General features: G+C 63.8%; 10 protein-coding genes and 4 tRNA genes. 12 read left to right on the forward strand and 2 right to left on the reverse strand.

Going from position 1 to position 14448, the window contains the following annotated elements:
* The first annotated feature begins 196 nt into the window (after positions 1–196).
* The 9 genes from uvrB (at position 197) to ACY8GK_RS01180 (ending at position 6947) form a co-directional block, all read left to right on the forward strand.
* Positions 197–2212 (forward strand): excinuclease ABC subunit UvrB, encoded by a 2016-nt coding sequence (uvrB, locus tag ACY8GK_RS01140; protein WP_462402057.1) that lies wholly within the window; start codon positions 197–199, stop codon positions 2210–2212.
* Positions 2213–2414: 202 nt separating this feature from the next.
* Positions 2415–3896: a glutamate--tRNA ligase gene (gltX, locus tag ACY8GK_RS01145; RefSeq protein WP_462402058.1), complete on the forward strand. Its 1482-nt coding sequence runs from the start codon at positions 2415–2417 to the stop codon at positions 3894–3896.
* Positions 3897–4142: 246 nt separating this feature from the next.
* A tRNA-Ala gene (locus ACY8GK_RS01150) sits at positions 4143–4218 on the forward strand.
* Positions 4219–4296: 78 nt separating this feature from the next.
* A tRNA-Glu gene (locus ACY8GK_RS01155) sits at positions 4297–4372 on the forward strand.
* A 52-nt stretch (positions 4373–4424) separates the two neighbouring features.
* Positions 4425–4500: transfer RNA gene (locus ACY8GK_RS01160), tRNA-Ala, on the forward strand.
* 44 nt (positions 4501–4544) lie between these two features.
* A tRNA-Glu gene (locus ACY8GK_RS01165) sits at positions 4545–4620 on the forward strand.
* Between the two features lie 216 nt (positions 4621–4836).
* The gene (locus ACY8GK_RS01170; RefSeq protein WP_462402059.1) at positions 4837–5271 is read left to right on the forward strand and encodes an acyl-CoA thioesterase; all 435 of its coding nucleotides are present in this window, start codon (positions 4837–4839) and stop codon (positions 5269–5271) included.
* 121 nt (positions 5272–5392) lie between these two features.
* Entirely contained in the window at positions 5393–6376 is a 984-nt protein-coding gene (locus ACY8GK_RS01175) for a tRNA dihydrouridine synthase (RefSeq protein WP_462402060.1), read from the forward strand.
* A gap of 127 nt (positions 6377–6503) precedes the next feature.
* Positions 6504–6947, forward strand: coding sequence for an Hsp20 family protein (locus tag ACY8GK_RS01180; RefSeq protein ID WP_196176762.1), 444 nt, complete (start codon positions 6504–6506; stop codon positions 6945–6947).
* A gap of 68 nt (positions 6948–7015) precedes the next feature.
* Here the strand turns inward: ACY8GK_RS01180 and ACY8GK_RS01185 are convergent, their stop codons facing one another.
* Positions 7016–10312 carry a PAS domain S-box protein gene (locus ACY8GK_RS01185; RefSeq protein ID WP_462402061.1) on the reverse strand — a complete coding sequence of 1099 codons (3297 nt, stop codon included), beginning with the start codon at positions 10310–10312 and terminating at the stop codon, positions 7016–7018.
* Positions 10313–10377: 65 nt separating this feature from the next.
* Entirely contained in the window at positions 10378–11256 is an 879-nt protein-coding gene (locus ACY8GK_RS01190; RefSeq protein ID WP_196176758.1) for a LysR family transcriptional regulator, read from the reverse strand.
* A 130-nt stretch (positions 11257–11386) separates the two neighbouring features.
* Here ACY8GK_RS01190 and leuC point away from each other — a divergent pair, with 130 nt between their 5' ends.
* The 3 genes from leuC to ACY8GK_RS01205 all read left to right on the forward strand — a co-directional run bounded on the left by leuC (position 11387) and on the right by ACY8GK_RS01205 (position 14359).
* Positions 11387–12820, forward strand: a complete 1434-nt coding sequence (gene leuC, locus ACY8GK_RS01195) for a 3-isopropylmalate dehydratase large subunit (RefSeq protein WP_196176756.1) — start codon at positions 11387–11389, stop codon at positions 12818–12820.
* Positions 12817–13458 carry a 3-isopropylmalate dehydratase small subunit gene (gene leuD / locus ACY8GK_RS01200; protein WP_196176754.1) on the forward strand — a complete coding sequence of 214 codons (642 nt, stop codon included), beginning with the start codon at positions 12817–12819 and terminating at the stop codon, positions 13456–13458. Before leuC ends, leuD begins: the two co-directional genes overlap by 4 nt.
* 136 nt (positions 13459–13594) lie before the next feature.
* Positions 13595–14359, forward strand: a complete 765-nt coding sequence (locus ACY8GK_RS01205; RefSeq protein ID WP_196176752.1) for a class I SAM-dependent methyltransferase — start codon at positions 13595–13597, stop codon at positions 14357–14359.
* The last annotated feature ends 89 nt before the right edge of the window (positions 14360–14448 follow it).

Raw genomic sequence — 14448 nt, forward strand, 5'->3', positions numbered from 1 at the left:
TACCGGCGCGTCGCTGCGACAGTCTGGCGCAGCTTTTCCATGCTTTTGCGCGATTATTTTTCAACCCTTGGGCAAGTTCGCGGGTCCCACGAGAAAGCGGGGCGACCGCTGGCCGCGAGGCCAGCTCCTTCGCGGGGCGAAACTGGTGTAAAATACTGGTTAAATTTACAGTCATGCACGACGACAGAGGTACCTCATGTCCGAGTTTCAGCTCGTCACCCGATTCGAGCCGGCAGGCGACCAGCCCGAAGCCATTCGCCAGATGGTCGAAGGCATCGAGGCCGGCCTGGCGCACCAGACCCTGCTGGGCGTGACCGGTTCTGGCAAGACCTTCAGCATCGCCAACGTGATCGCCCAGGTGCAGCGTCCGACCCTGGTGCTGGCGCCGAACAAGACCTTGGCGGCGCAGCTGTACGGCGAGTTCAAGGCGTTCTTTCCGAACAACGCCGTGGAGTACTTCGTTTCCTATTACGACTACTACCAGCCTGAAGCCTACGTGCCGTCCTCCGACACCTTCATCGAGAAGGACGCCTCGATCAACGACCACATCGAGCAGATGCGCCTGTCGGCCACCAAGGCCCTGCTGGAGCGGCGCGACGCGATCATCGTCACCACCGTCTCGTGCATCTACGGCCTGGGCAGCCCCGAGACCTACCTGAAGATGGTCCTGCACATCGACCGGGGCGACAAGCTCGACCAGCGGGCCCTGCTGCGTCGCCTGGCCGAACTGCAGTACACCCGCAACGAAATGGACTTCGCCCGGGCGACCTTCCGTGTGCGTGGCGACGTGGTGGACATTTTCCCGGCCGAATCGGACCTCGAGGCGATTCGCATCGAGCTGTTCGACGACGAGGTCGAGAGCATCGCCGCCTTCGATCCGCTGACCGGCGAGGTGATCCGCAAGCTGCCGCGCTTCACCTTCTATCCCAAGACCCACTACGTGACGCCGCGCGAGACCTTGCTCGGCGCGGTGGAAGGCATCAAGGAAGAGCTCAGGGACCGCCTGGAGTACCTGCACAAGGGCAACAAACTGGTGGAGGCCCAGCGCCTGGAGCAGCGCACCCGCTTCGATCTGGAAATGATGCTCGAGCTAGGCTACTGCAACGGCATCGAGAACTACTCGCGGTACCTTTCGGGGCGTCCCGCCGGCGCGCCGCCGCCGACCCTGTACGACTACCTGCCGGCCGATGCGCTGCTGGTGATCGACGAGTCCCACGTCAGCGTTCCCCAGGTAGGCGCGATGTACAAGGGCGACCGCTCGCGCAAGGAAACGCTGGTGGAGTACGGTTTCCGCCTGCCCTCGGCGCTGGACAACCGGCCCATGCGCTTCGACGAGTGGGAAGCGGTGAGCCCGCAGACCATCTTCGTCTCGGCCACCCCTGGCCCATACGAGCAGGAGCACGCCGGGCGAGTGATCGAGCAGGTGGTGCGGCCGACCGGCCTGGTCGATCCACAGATCGAGGTGCGTCCGGCCCTGACCCAGGTCGACGACCTGCTTTCGGAGGTGCGCAAGCGCGTGGCCCTCGAGGAGCGTGTACTGGTCACCACCCTGACCAAGCGCATGGCCGAGGACCTTACCGACTACCTGGCCGACCACGATGTGCGAGTGCGCTACCTGCACTCGGATATCGATACCGTGGAGCGGGTCGAGATCATCCGCGACCTGCGCCTGGGGACCTTCGATGTGCTGGTGGGCATCAACCTGCTGCGCGAGGGCCTGGACATGCCGGAAGTCTCGCTGGTGGCCGTGCTCGATGCCGACAAGGAAGGCTTCCTGCGTTCCGAGCGTTCGCTGATCCAGACCATCGGCCGCGCCGCACGCAACCTCAACGGCCGGGCGATCCTGTACGCCGACGTGATCACCGGCTCGATGCAGCGGGCCATCGACGAGACCGAGCGTCGCCGAGAAAAGCAGATCGCCTTCAACGAGGCCCACGGCATCGTGCCCAAGGGCGTCAAGAAGGACATCACCGATATCCTCGAAGGGGCCAGTGTGCCTGGCGCGCGTAGCAAGAAGCGCAAGGGCGCTGCCAAGGCGGCCGAAGAGACGGCGCGCTACGAGGCCGAGGCGCGCTCGCCGGCGGAGATCACCAAGCGAATCAAGCAGCTCGAGGACAAGATGTTCCAGTTCGCCCGCGACCTGGAATTCGAGGCGGCTGCGCAACTGCGCGACGAGATCGGCCAGTTGCGCGAACGGCTGCTCACCGCTTGAGCTTGGGCAGGGTGGGGTGGCTCGCTCCCGAGCGCACCCTGGCGCGGGTCGGTCAGGCGTGAGCCGTCTGCCGCCAGCCATCCTGGAGCAAGCCGCGATGCCTGGCCATCGGCCGTTGCGGTCCGCGGACGACGATGGCTGGAGCCTGGCGCCCGCTCCCTGCTAACATCCGATCTTTGTTTCATCCTATTCCGAGAGTCCCATGACCACCGTTCGCACGCGTATCGCGCCGTCGCCCACCGGCGATCCCCATGTCGGCACCGCCTACATCGCTCTGTTCAACTACTGCTTCGCCAAGCAGCACGGTGGCGAGTTCATCCTGCGTATCGAAGACACCGACCAGCTGCGCTCGACCCGTGAATCGGAACAGCAGATCTTCGATGCGCTGCGCTGGCTCGGCATCGAGTGGAACGAAGGGCCCGACGTCGGTGGCCCGCACGGTCCGTATCGGCAGAGCGAGCGGGGCGAGATCTATGCCAGGTACGCTCGCGAGTTGGTGGAAGCTGGCCATGCCTTCTACTGCTTCTGCACCGCCGAGGAGCTGGATCAGATGCGCGCCGAGCAGATGGCGCGTGGCGAGACGCCGCGCTACGACGGTCGCGCCCTGCTGCTGGACCCGGAGGAGGTCCAGCGTCGCCTGGCCGCTGGCGAGCCTCACGTGATCCGCATGAAAGTGCCGAGCGAAGGCGTGTGCGTGGTTCCCGACATGCTGCGTGGCAATGTGGAGATCCCTTGGGACCGCATGGACATGCAGGTGCTGATGAAGACCGACGGTCTGCCGACCTACTTCCTGGCCAACGTGGTCGACGATCACCTGATGGGCATCACCCATGTGCTGCGTGGCGAGGAATGGCTGCCCTCGGCGCCCAAGCTGATCAAGCTGTACGAGTACTTCGGCTGGGAGCAGCCCAAGCTGTGCTACATGCCGCTGCTGCGCAACCCGGACAAGAGCAAGCTGTCCAAGCGCAAGAACCCCACCTCGGTGACGTTCTACGAGCGCATGGGCTTCCTGCCCGAAGCCATGCTGAACTATCTGGGGCGCATGGGCTGGTCGATGCCGGACGAGCGCGAGAAGTTCTCCCTCGACGAGATGGTCGAGCACTTCGACCTGTCGCGGGTTTCGCTTGGCGGGCCGATCTTCGACATCGAGAAGCTGTCCTGGCTCAACGGCCAGTGGCTGCGTGACCTGTCGGTGGAAGAGTTTGCCGCGCGGGCGCGCCAGTGGGCGTTCAACAGCGATTACCTGATGAGGATCGCCCCGCACGTGCAAAGCCGTGTCGAGACCTTCAGCCAGATCGCGCCGCTGGGCGGATTCTTCTTCGAGGGCGCGCTCAAGCTCGATCCTGCTTTGTTCGAGCACAAGAAGCTCGCGCCCGACCAGGTGCGCCAGCTGATGCAGCTGATTCTCTGGAAACTGGAAAGCCTGCGCCAGTGGGAGAAGGAGCGGATCACCGCGACCATCCAGGCCGTGGTCGATGCACTTGGCCTGAAGCTGCGTGACGCCATGCCGCTGATGTTCGCCGCCATCACCGGACAGGCCAGTTCGGTGTCGGTGCTCGATGCCATGGAAATCCTCGGGCCGGACCTGACTCGGTATCGTCTGCGTCAGGCGCTGGAGCTGCTCGGCGGCGTGTCGAAGAAAGAAAACAAGGAATGGGAGAAGCTGTTGGGCGGTATTGCCTGAGCCAGCCGCAAGCTTCGAGCTTCAAGCGGATCGTGCCGACTGCACGATCCGCTTGAAGCTCGAAGCTTGCAGTCCCCCGCACCGTTCCAGTAAGTGATTGTAATCCCGAAAAAATTTTTCGACTTTTTTGAAAAATATGTTTGACAGCCCGGTAATCCGATCTTAATATGCGCCCCGTCCACAGCGATGAACGAAAACGAAACGCCAAGCACCCAGCAAGGTGATTCAAGTTCAGAGCGACATCGTGGGGCTATAGCTCAGCTGGGAGAGCGCCTGCATGGCATGCAGGAGGTCAGCGGTTCGATCCCGCTTAGCTCCACCAAATTCCGCTTCAGGGTCAACGAGTTGGCCAGGAAGCAAGACCGGGTCCAGCAACCGGGTCTTGAAGGTAAGAAGGTTCGTCCCCTTCGTCTAGTGGCCTAGGACACCGCCCTTTCACGGCGGTAACAGGGGTTCGAGTCCCCTAGGGGACGCCAGTTTCGCACAAGCGGCATCGTTGATGACGCTGGGCCGAGAGGCTAGAAATCCGGGGCTATAGCTCAGCTGGGAGAGCGCCTGCATGGCATGCAGGAGGTCAGCGGTTCGATCCCGCTTAGCTCCACCAATTCCGCCAGGATTCGTGAAAACGGATCTGCACGAAGGTTGTATGTCCCCTTCGTCTAGTGGCCTAGGACACCGCCCTTTCACGGCGGTAACAGGGGTTCGAGTCCCCTAGGGGACGCCAATTTTTTACCCGCGTTTTGCGGGACTTTGAAGGCTCATTCGCATATTGAATGGGCCTTTTGTTTTTCAGGGCCCCAGCCCCAAGCCACACGCTGACCGTGCCGCCGATGTCTGCGGCGACAGCCTCGAGGCCAGCGGCGCATGCAGAGCCATCTCGAGCAGCTTGCAGCCAGCCCATCCGGTACACTCTTCGGATTCATCGCGATCAGGAGAAGGCATGAGCTGGGATCTGCAAACGCCATTCATCATCGACCTGCGTGTCGCCGCCGACGACATCGACGGTCTGGGTCATGCCAACAATGCCGCCTATGTCACCTGGCTCGAACGCTGCGCCTGGCGGCATTCCCAGCGGCTGGGGCTGGATCTTGCCGAATACCGTCGGCTGGACCGGGCCATGGCGGTGGTTCGCCATGAAATCGACTACCTGGCTGCCGCCTACGAGGGTGATGAACTGCAACTGGCCACCTGGATCATCGATTCCGACCAGCGCTTGCGCATGACGCGACGTTTCCAGCTCAAGCGCCCAAGCGATGGCGTCACCTTATTGCGCGCCCAGACCACCTTCGCCTGCATCGAGCTGTCCAGCGGCAAGCCCAAGCGCATGCCTGCCGAATTCGTCGAGCGCTACGGGATGGGGGCAGCGGCAAGCTGATCGTGCTGGTCCCGCATGCGCCGTCGAGGTCAAGGTCGCCGTCGCGGCACTGGCGACACGATTGGCTTGCAGCTTGCAGCGCCCACCCCTAGACTCGCGCCTTTTCATCCGAGACGCTGCCATGCAAATAGCCCTGGCCCCCATGGAGGGGCTGGTCGACAACATTCTGCGCGATGTCCTGACCCGAACCGGTGGCATCGATTGGTGCGTGACCGAGTTCATTCGGGTCTGCGATCGTCTGTTGCCGCCTGCGCAATTCGACAAGCTGGCGCCGGAGCTGCGAAAGGGGGCCCGGACCGCGGCAGGTGTGCCGATGCGGGTGCAGTTGCTGGGCTCGGATCCGGCTTGCCTTGCTGACAATGCGGTACTGGCATGCGAATTGGGCGCGCCGGTGATCGACCTGAACTTCGGTTGCCCGGCCAAGACCGTGAACAAGTCGCGAGGCGGGGCCGTGCTGTTGAAGGAGCCGGAGCTGCTGCATGCCATCGTCGCCGAGGTGCGCCGTGCCGTGCCTTGTCATGTGCCGGTGACCGCCAAGATGCGCCTGGGCTTCGACAGCCCGGACGGCGCACTGGAATGCGCCACGGCGCTGGCCGAGGGCGGGGCGGCGCATCTGGTGGTGCATGCGCGGACCAAGGTCGAGGGCTACAAGCCGCCGGCGCACTGGGAGTGGGTGGCTCGCGTGCAGGATCAGGTCAGCGTGCCGGTGTTCGCCAATGGCGAGATCTGGACCGTCGACGACTGGCGGCGTTGTCGCGAAGTCAGCGGAGCCGAGCACATCATGCTCGGACGCGGGCTGGTCTCACGGCCGGACCTGGCCCTGCAGATCGCCGCCGCCCGCGATGGGCGCGACTACCAGCCCATGGACTGGGACGCGCTGCTGCCGTTGATCAATGCTTTCTGGCGACAGGCCCAGGCCAAGCTGTCGGCGCGCTACGCGCCGGGACGGCTGAAGCAATGGGTGGCCATGCTCACGCGCGGTTATCCGCAGGCCGTGGTCCTGTTCACCGAGCTGCGACGTGAGGATGATTGCGAGAAGATCAGCCGGTTGCTGGGGCTCCCCGCGGTTCCGCCAGGCCAGCTCGTCGAGCAACATGTGGCTTGATCGCAGGATACGAAAATTTTTTTTCGACGGTCCTTGAAATGTGGTTGACGGTCCCTATCTCTGTTGTACGCGATGCCGAAGTCGGGTCGCGTGATCAACAACTCGCTGAATCTCAGGAGATTACACCATGACTACCGCATTTTCCCTTGCTCCACTGTTCCGCCATTCCGTGGGCTTCGATCGCTTCAACGACCTGTTCGAGTCCGCGGCACGTAACGAGGCGGGTAGCAGCTACCCTCCCTACAACGTGGAAAAGCATGGCGACGACCAGTATCGCATCGTGGTGGCCGCAGCCGGCTTCCAGGAAAGCGATCTGGATCTGCAGGTAGAAAAGGGCGTGCTGACCGTGACCGGCGGCAAGCGTGACAACGGCGCAAGCGAAGTCACCTATCTGCACCAGGGGATCGCACAGCGTGCATTCAAGCTGTCCTTCCGCCTGGCCGATCACATCGAGGTCCAGTCGGCCGGCCTGGCCAACGGCCTGCTCAGCATCGATCTGCTGCGCATCGTGCCGGAAGAAGCCAAGGCCAAGCGCATCCCGATCAATGGTGAAACACCTGCGCTGAACTGAGTTCGACTCAGGTCGAACCAGCAGCAACCCGGAAGGGCGCCCCAGGGCGCCCTTTCCGTTCGTGCGCTTCAGTCATCGAACGAAGGCTGTGTCAGCAACTGGCGGAATTGCGCCAATGGCAGCGGCCGGCTGTACAGGTAGCCTTGGTACAGGTGGCAGCCGAGTCGTTCGAGAAACTCCAGCTGTTCGGTCAGCTCGACGCCTTCGGCGATCACCATCAGCTCCAGGCTGCGCGCCATGGCGACGATGGCTCGGACGATCTCGGCATCGTTGGGGTCCTCGGGAGCGTCGCGCACGAAGGACTGGTCGATCTTCAGGGCATTGACCGGCAGGCGCTTGAGGTAGGTCAGCGAGGAATAGCCGGTACCGAAGTCGTCCATGGCGAAGCTCACGCCATGCCGCCTGAGCTCGTGCATCTTGGCAATGGTGTCGTCGAGGTTCTGGATGACGATGCCTTCGGTGATTTCCAGCTTGAGCATGCCGCGGGGCAGGCGGAACTCGTCGAGGCTGCGCAATACCCGCTCGACGAAATCGTTCTGGCGGAACTGCCGCGGGCTGATGTTGACGCACAGGCTGAACGAGCGGACATCGATCAGGCCGTCGGCCAGCATGCCTGCGCAGGCTTGGCAGGCCTGGTCGAGGATCCAGCTGCCGACCTCGAGGATCAGGCCGCTTTCTTCCAGGACCTGGATGAATTGCGCCGGAGACTGCTGGCCAAGCTGCGGATGGTACCAGCGCAGCAGCACCTCGGCGCCAACGATACGGTTGTCGCGTGCATCGACCTGGGGTTGAAAGTGCAGCGCCAGTTCGCCACGTGCCAGGGCCAGGCGCAAGTCGTTTTCCAGGCGCAGGCGTTCGCTGGCCGCCTTCTGCATGGTGGCATGGAACAACTCGGTGGTGTTGCGTCCGGAGTCCTTGGCCCGGTACAGGGCGATGTCCGCTCGCTTGAGCAGGTCGGCGGGCGTGTTGCCATGGTCGGGAATCAGCGCCACGCCGATGCTGGGCGTCACCTGCAGGCGCTGGCCGTCGATGAACATGGGCTGGGCCAGCAGGTTGCGCAGTGTGTCGGCCAGTTCGTACACCTGGCACTCGACCGTTTCGCGGCTGCCTGGCAGGTCGCTGAGCAGCACCACGAACTCATCGCCACCCAGGCGCGCGACGGTGTCCTCGAAACGGACACTGGCTTCCAGGCGCGCCGTGATGATCTTGAGTACCGTATCGCCGACCGGGTGGCCAAGCGAGTCGTTGATGTGCTTGAAGTGATCCAGGTCGAGAAACAGCAACGCACCGCGCAGATGATGCTGCTTGAGCAGGGTGATCTGCTGGCTCAGGCGCTCCATCAGCAAGGCGCGGTTGGGCAGGTTGGTCAGCGGGTCGTGGTAGGCCAGGTGACGGATCTGGGCCTGGGCGTTCTTCAGCAGGCTGACATCGCGGGCCGTCATCAGCAGGCAATCGGTCTCGTTGAGCTTGATCGGTTCGACGGAGACCTCGACGGCCAACAGTTCGCCTTCCTTGTTGCGACCGAGCATTTCCCGGTGATGGACTCGACCCCGTTGGGCCAGTTCGTCGAGCAAGGCAGCCCTCTGCTTGTCATCGGCCCAGATGCCCACTTCGTGGACGCTGCGTCCGAGCACTTGCTCGGTGGTATAGCCGGTCAGCCGGCAGAAGCCGTCGTTGACCTCGAGGTAGCGCCCGCTGTCGCGCTCGCTGATGGTGATCGCATCGGGGCTGGAGTGGAACGCCTTGGCGAACTTTTCCTCGCTGGCCTTGAGCGCGGCTTCGGCGCGTTGCTGCTGGGTGATGTCGCGCAGCGTGGTGACGCTGCAGGACTGGCCGTCGACACTGATCAGCCGGCTGGAAATTACGCAGGTCAATGGCGTGCCGGTGCGGGTGTTGACCCCTACGGCGACATTGCTCAGGGCCTGGTCGCGAATCACCTGCTCGATGCGTCGAGCACGCTCGGCCGGTTCGGCCCATAGCCCCAGCTGCTGCGCGGTGCGGCCGATGACCTGTTCCACGCTCCAGCCGAAGGTCTGGGTGAAAGCCGGATTGACCTCGATGAACTGCCCGGTGTTCTGGCGAGTGACGCAGATCGGATCGGGGCTGACCTGGAACAGGCTGGCGAATTTTTCTTCCGAGGCGCTCAGGCGCTGTTCGCGCTGCACCTGCTCGGTGATGTCGAGCAAGGTCCCGGCCATGCGCAAGGGCTGGCCGTGTTCGTCACGGTAGAGGCGGGCGCGGCTCTCGATGTAGCGCGAATTGCCGTTCTCCAGCTGTACGCGGTAAGTGATCTGGCCGTTGCCGGCAGGGCCTTCGCGCAGGTTGCCGTAGGCTTGGCGGATGGCCTCGCGGTCGTGCGCCGGCACTTCCTCGAAGAACGCGTCGAAGGACTCGTGGAACGCAAGCGGCTGCAGGCCGTGCAACTGGGCCGCGCGCGCCGAGCCGTAGAACATGCCGCTAGGTATGTGCCAGTCCCAGGTCCCGAGCTGGGCTGAATCCAGGGCCAGGTCCAGGCGTTCCTGGCTGTCCTTGAGTGCCTGCTCGGCGCGCTTGCGCTCGCTGGTATCGACGAAGGTGCTCAGCAGGTAGGTGACGCCCTCCATTTCGATGCCCTGCGTGCAGAGGATACCGTCATGGACCTTGCCACCGCGGGCGCGAAAGCGAACTTCAAGGGTCAGCGGCCCGCTGTTCTGTCGGGTCGCTTCGACGATATGGCTGCGTTGCGCCGGATCGACCCACAGGCCCAGCGCCACGGTGGTCCTGCCGATGGCCTCGGTGGCCGACCAGCCCAGGCTTTGTTCGAAATAGCGATTGACTTCGAAGATCATGCCGTCGTGCCGGCGGGTCAGCAGGATGACGTTGGGGCTGAGATGGAACAGCGTGGCCAGGCGCTTTTCCGAATTGGCCAAGGCCGCTTCGCGTTCGCGCTGGCGGGTGATCTCGCGGACCACGCCGATCATCTGCGCGCGGCCCTGCGCGTCGTGGGTCAGGCTGCCGCGCACTTCCAGCCAGTGCAGGCTGCCGTCCGGCCAGCGAATGCGATGACGCATGGCATGCTTGACCGGTTCGCCAGCGACTACCGCCTGGAAGGCCAGGCGGGTGCGGGCGCGATCCTCTTCCGGCAACAGGTCCAGGTACTCGAGGTCGCGCCGCAGCGGCTGTTGCGGATCGAAGCCGAACAGTGCCTGGGTGCCGCGCGACCAGCTGATCAGGCCGCTCTCGATGTCCCACAGCCAGGCCCCCAGCTGCGCCCCGTTGAGCGCGGCCAGCAGTTGCGGCGCGTTCTGCCAGGCCTGTTCCGATGCCTGGGGGTCGGACGCGGGAATCCGCGGCATGCGCGGGGGGCGGTTTGCGGGTTTGGGCATCGGTTACCAGACCTTTGGCGGATGAAGCGTCCTTGTAGAATAGGGAATGCCAGGCTGTCGGTGGCTCAGCCAGCCGGCGCCTGGCTGTCGAGCAGCGCCATGAAGGCCTTGGCCGCGTTCGAAAGTGTTCGCTCCGTATGCAGAATGTAGCCTAGCTGGCGCGACAGCTGTATGTCCGGCAAGGCGATGGACGCCACCTGTTCGTCGAGCATGGTGCGGGGCAGCACGCTCCAGGCCAGGCCGATCGACACCATCATCTTGATCGTCTCCAGGTAGTTGGTGCTCATGGCGATGTTGGGCGTGAGCCCCTGGCTTTCGAAAAGACGCTGGACGATATGGTGAGTGAACGTATTGCCGCCTGGAAATACCGCCGGATGTTGGGCCACGTCTGCCAGGCTGACCTGTTGGTTGCTGGCCAGGGGATGTTCCGGCGCGGCGACGAAGTCCAGCGGGTCGTTCCAGACCGGCGTGGCCTTGACCAGAGCATGTGGTTCCGGCGCCAGGGTGATCACCGCGATCTCCGCGCGACCGTGGAGGACCTCGTCATAGGCGGCCTCCGAATCGAGAAACTGAATGTCCAGGGCCACGGCTGGATACTGCCGAGTGAAGGCGCGCAGCACTGGCGGCAGGCGATGCAGGCCGATGTGATGGCTGGTGGCCAGGGTCAGGCGGCCGCTGACTTCGCCGTTCAGGTTGGTCAGGGCCCGACGTGTGTCGTCCAGCACGTTGAGGATCTGGTAGGCACGCGGGAGCAGGGCGCGTCCGGCCTCGGTCAAGGTCACCTCGCGCCCGAGGCGGTCGAACAGACGTACTGCCAACTGTTGCTCCAGGCTGGCGATGCGCTTGCTGATCGCCGGCTGGGTCAGGTACAGACGTTCGCCAGCGCCCGAGAAGCTGCCGGTTTCGGCGATGGCGATGAAAGCGCTGAGGTTGGCCAGGTCCACTGTTCAGATTCCTGATTGTTATCCAAAGCATGAAAATTATGAATTTGAGTTATTCAATCTAACCCCATAGCATCCGCCGTACAAGCCAAGTGGTCTTTGGCATAGAAAGACGCTGATGAGGAACAGTCCGATGGCCGGCAGAACGCTTTACGACAAACTCTGGGACGCGCATGTAGTCAAGCAGCGGGACGACGGTTCCTCGCTGATCTACATCGATCGTCACATCATCCACGAAGTGACCTCGCCCCAGGCGTTCGAAGGCCTGCGTCTGGCCAACCGCAAGCCATGGCGCATCGATGCGAACATCGCCACGCCCGATCACAACGTGCCCACCACCCCCGAGCGCAAGGGCGGCATCGAGGCGATCGCCGACCAGGTGTCGCGCCTGCAGGTCCAGACCCTCGACGAGAACTGCGACGAGTACGGCATCGTCGAGTTCAAGATGAACGACGTGCGTCAGGGCATCGTGCATGTGATCAGTCCGGAGCAGGGCGCCACCCTGCCGGGCATGACCGTGGTCTGTGGCGACTCGCACACCTCCACCCATGGCGCCTTCGGTGCTCTTGCCCATGGTATCGGCACTTCCGAGGTCGAGCATGTCCTGGCGACCCAGTGCCTGGTGGCCAAGAAGATGAAGAACATGCTGGTCAAGGTCGAGGGCGAGCTGGCGCAAGGCGTGACGGCCAAGGACATCGTCCTGGCGGTGATCGGCAAGATCGGCACCGCCGGTGGCAACGGCCATGCCATGGAATTCGCCGGCAGCGCCATTCGCGCCCTGTCGATGGAAGGCCGCATGACCATCTGCAACATGTCCATCGAAGCCGGTGCGCGCGTCGGCCTGGTGGCGACCGACCAAGTGACCGTCGACTACGTCAAGGGCCGCCCGTACGCGCCCAACGGCGAGCAGTGGGAGCAGGCAGTCGAAGCCTGGAAAGAGCTGGTTTCCGACGACGACGCGGTGTTCGACACCGTGGTCGAGCTGCGCGCCGAACAGATCAAGCCGCAGGTCAGCTGGGGAACCTCGCCGGAGATGGTCTTGGCCGTCGACCAGCGCGTCCCCGACCCGGCCGCCGAGCCAGATCTGGTCAAGCGTGGCTCGATCGAGCGCGCCCTGAAGTACATGGGCCTGTCGGCCAACCAGGCGATCACCGATATCCGTCTCGATCGCGTGTTCATCGGTTCATGCACCAACTCGCGGATCGAAGACCTGCGCGCGGCCGCCGAGATCGCCAAGGGCCGCAAGGTCGCTGCCAGTGTCAAGCAGGCGATCGTGGTACCGGGCTCGGGCCTGGTCAAGGAGCAGGCCGAGCGCGAAGGGCTGGACAAGATCTTCCTCGAGGCCGGTTTCGAATGGCGCGAGCCCGGTTGCTCGATGTGCCTGGCGATGAACCCGGACCGTCTGGAAAGCGGCGAGCATTGCGCCTCCACCTCCAACCGCAACTTCGAAGGTCGCCAGGGCGCCGGTGGGCGTACCCATCTGGTCAGTCCAGCCATGGCCGCCGCCGCCGCGGTGGCCGGCCACTTCATCGATGTCCGCGAGTTGATTCAAGGGAGCGCAGCATGAAAGCCTTTACCCAGCACACCGGCCTGGTCGCGCCACTCGATCGCGCCAACGTCGACACCGACCAGATCATCCCCAAGCAGTTCCTCAAGTCGATCAAGCGCACCGGCTTCGGCCCGAACCTGTTCGATGAGTGGCGCTACCTGGACGTGGGCCAGCCCTACCAAGACAACAGCAAGCGCCCGCTCAACCAGGATTTCGTGCTCAACCATGCGCGTTACCAGGGTGCCAGCGTGTTGCTGGCCCGGGAAAACTTCGGTTGCGGCTCGAGCCGCGAGCATGCGCCCTGGGCGCTGGACGAGTACGGCTTCCGCAGCATCATCGCGCCGAGCTTCGCCGACATCTTCTTCAACAACAGCTTCAAGAACGGCCTGCTGCCCATCATCCTGCCGGATGAGGAAATCGACGAACTGTTCGAACAGGTCGAAGCCAATCCGGGCTACCAGCTGACCATCGACCTGCAGGCCCAGGCGGTGACCCGTCCGGACGGCAAGGTACTGCGCTTCGAGATCGATGCCTTCCGCAAGCACTGCCTGCTCAACGGACTGGACGATATCGGCCTGACCTTGCAGGACAGCGATGCGATCCGGGCCTTCGAACAGAAACACCGCGCCAGCCAGCCCTGGCTGTTCCGCTCCTAGCCCGCGAGCGGCAAGCCGCAAGCCGCAAGCTGACGGTGTCGCCTGTGCCTGCTGCCAAGATTTTCGAATCAGCCGCTGCATGCAGGACCACCGCCATCAGCTTGCCGCTTGCTACTCACCACCCATTGGAGGCCCTATGAAGAGTTCCAGCCATAGCGACGTCGTTCAGCGCCAGTTCGGCGAGCAGGCCAGTGCCTACCTGGCCAGCGCCGTGCATGCCCAGGGCAGCGAATTCGCTCTACTGCAGGCTGAACTGACGGGGCGGGAGTCGGCTCGTGTGCTGGACTTGGGCTGTGGCGCCGGTCATGTCAGTTTCCAGGTCGCGCCGCTGGTTCGCGAAGTGGTGGCCTATGACCTGTCGCGTTCGATGCTCGAAGTGGTCGCCGCGGCTGCGGTACAGCGTGGGCTTGGCAACATAGTCACCGAATGCGGCGCGGCCGAGCGCTTGCCGTTCGACGATGCGAGCTTCGATTTCGTCTTCAGCCGCTATTCGGCGCACCACTGGAGCGACCTGGGCCTGGCCTTGCGCGAAGTGCGCCGGGTCCTCAAGCCAGGTGGCGTGGCGGCGTTCATCGATGTCATGTCCCCGGGCAGCCCGCTGCTCGACACCTACCTGCAAGCCGTCGAGGTGCTGCGCGATACCAGCCATGTGCGCGATTATTCCGCTGCCCAGTGGCTGCGTCAGGTCAGCGAGGCGGGCCTGTTCGTGCGCAGCCATGGTCGTCAGCGCCTGCGACTCGAATTCGAGTCTTGGGTCGAGCGCATGCGCACCCCCGAGCCCCTGCGTGTGGCCGTTCGCCAATTGCAGGAGGCCATGGGCGAAGAAGTGCGGCAGTATTACCAGATCGAAGCCGACGGCTCGTTCAGCACCGATGTGCTGGTGCTGTGGGCCGAGCGCTAGACCACACGCTTCAAGTGGCGAGCTGCAAGCGACGGCGCAGGGGTGGCGAGGTCTGTTTCGCCACGTTCAGCTTGCCGCTTGGGCTCGCC

This window comes from Pseudomonas sp. Marseille-QA0332, assembly GCF_054950175.1.

Coding starts and splice junctions, on each gene's coding strand:
- ACY8GK_RS01170 (WP_462402059.1), top strand. CDS start 4,837: ATGAGCTGGGATCTGCAAACGCCATTCATCATCGACCTGCGTGTCGCC.
- ACY8GK_RS01175 (WP_462402060.1), top strand. CDS start 5,393: ATGCAAATAGCCCTGGCCCCCATGGAGGGGCTGGTCGACAACATTCTG.
- ACY8GK_RS01185 (WP_462402061.1), bottom strand. CDS start 10,312: ATGCCCAAACCCGCAAACCGCCCCCCGCGCATGCCGCGGATTCCCGCG.
- ACY8GK_RS01205 (WP_196176752.1), top strand. CDS start 13,595: ATGAAGAGTTCCAGCCATAGCGACGTCGTTCAGCGCCAGTTCGGCGAG.
- leuC (WP_196176756.1), top strand. CDS start 11,387: ATGGCCGGCAGAACGCTTTACGACAAACTCTGGGACGCGCATGTAGTC.
- ACY8GK_RS01180 (WP_196176762.1), top strand. CDS start 6,504: ATGACTACCGCATTTTCCCTTGCTCCACTGTTCCGCCATTCCGTGGGC.
- leuD (WP_196176754.1), top strand. CDS start 12,817: ATGAAAGCCTTTACCCAGCACACCGGCCTGGTCGCGCCACTCGATCGC.
- gltX (WP_462402058.1), top strand. CDS start 2,415: ATGACCACCGTTCGCACGCGTATCGCGCCGTCGCCCACCGGCGATCCC.
- uvrB (WP_462402057.1), top strand. CDS start 197: ATGTCCGAGTTTCAGCTCGTCACCCGATTCGAGCCGGCAGGCGACCAG.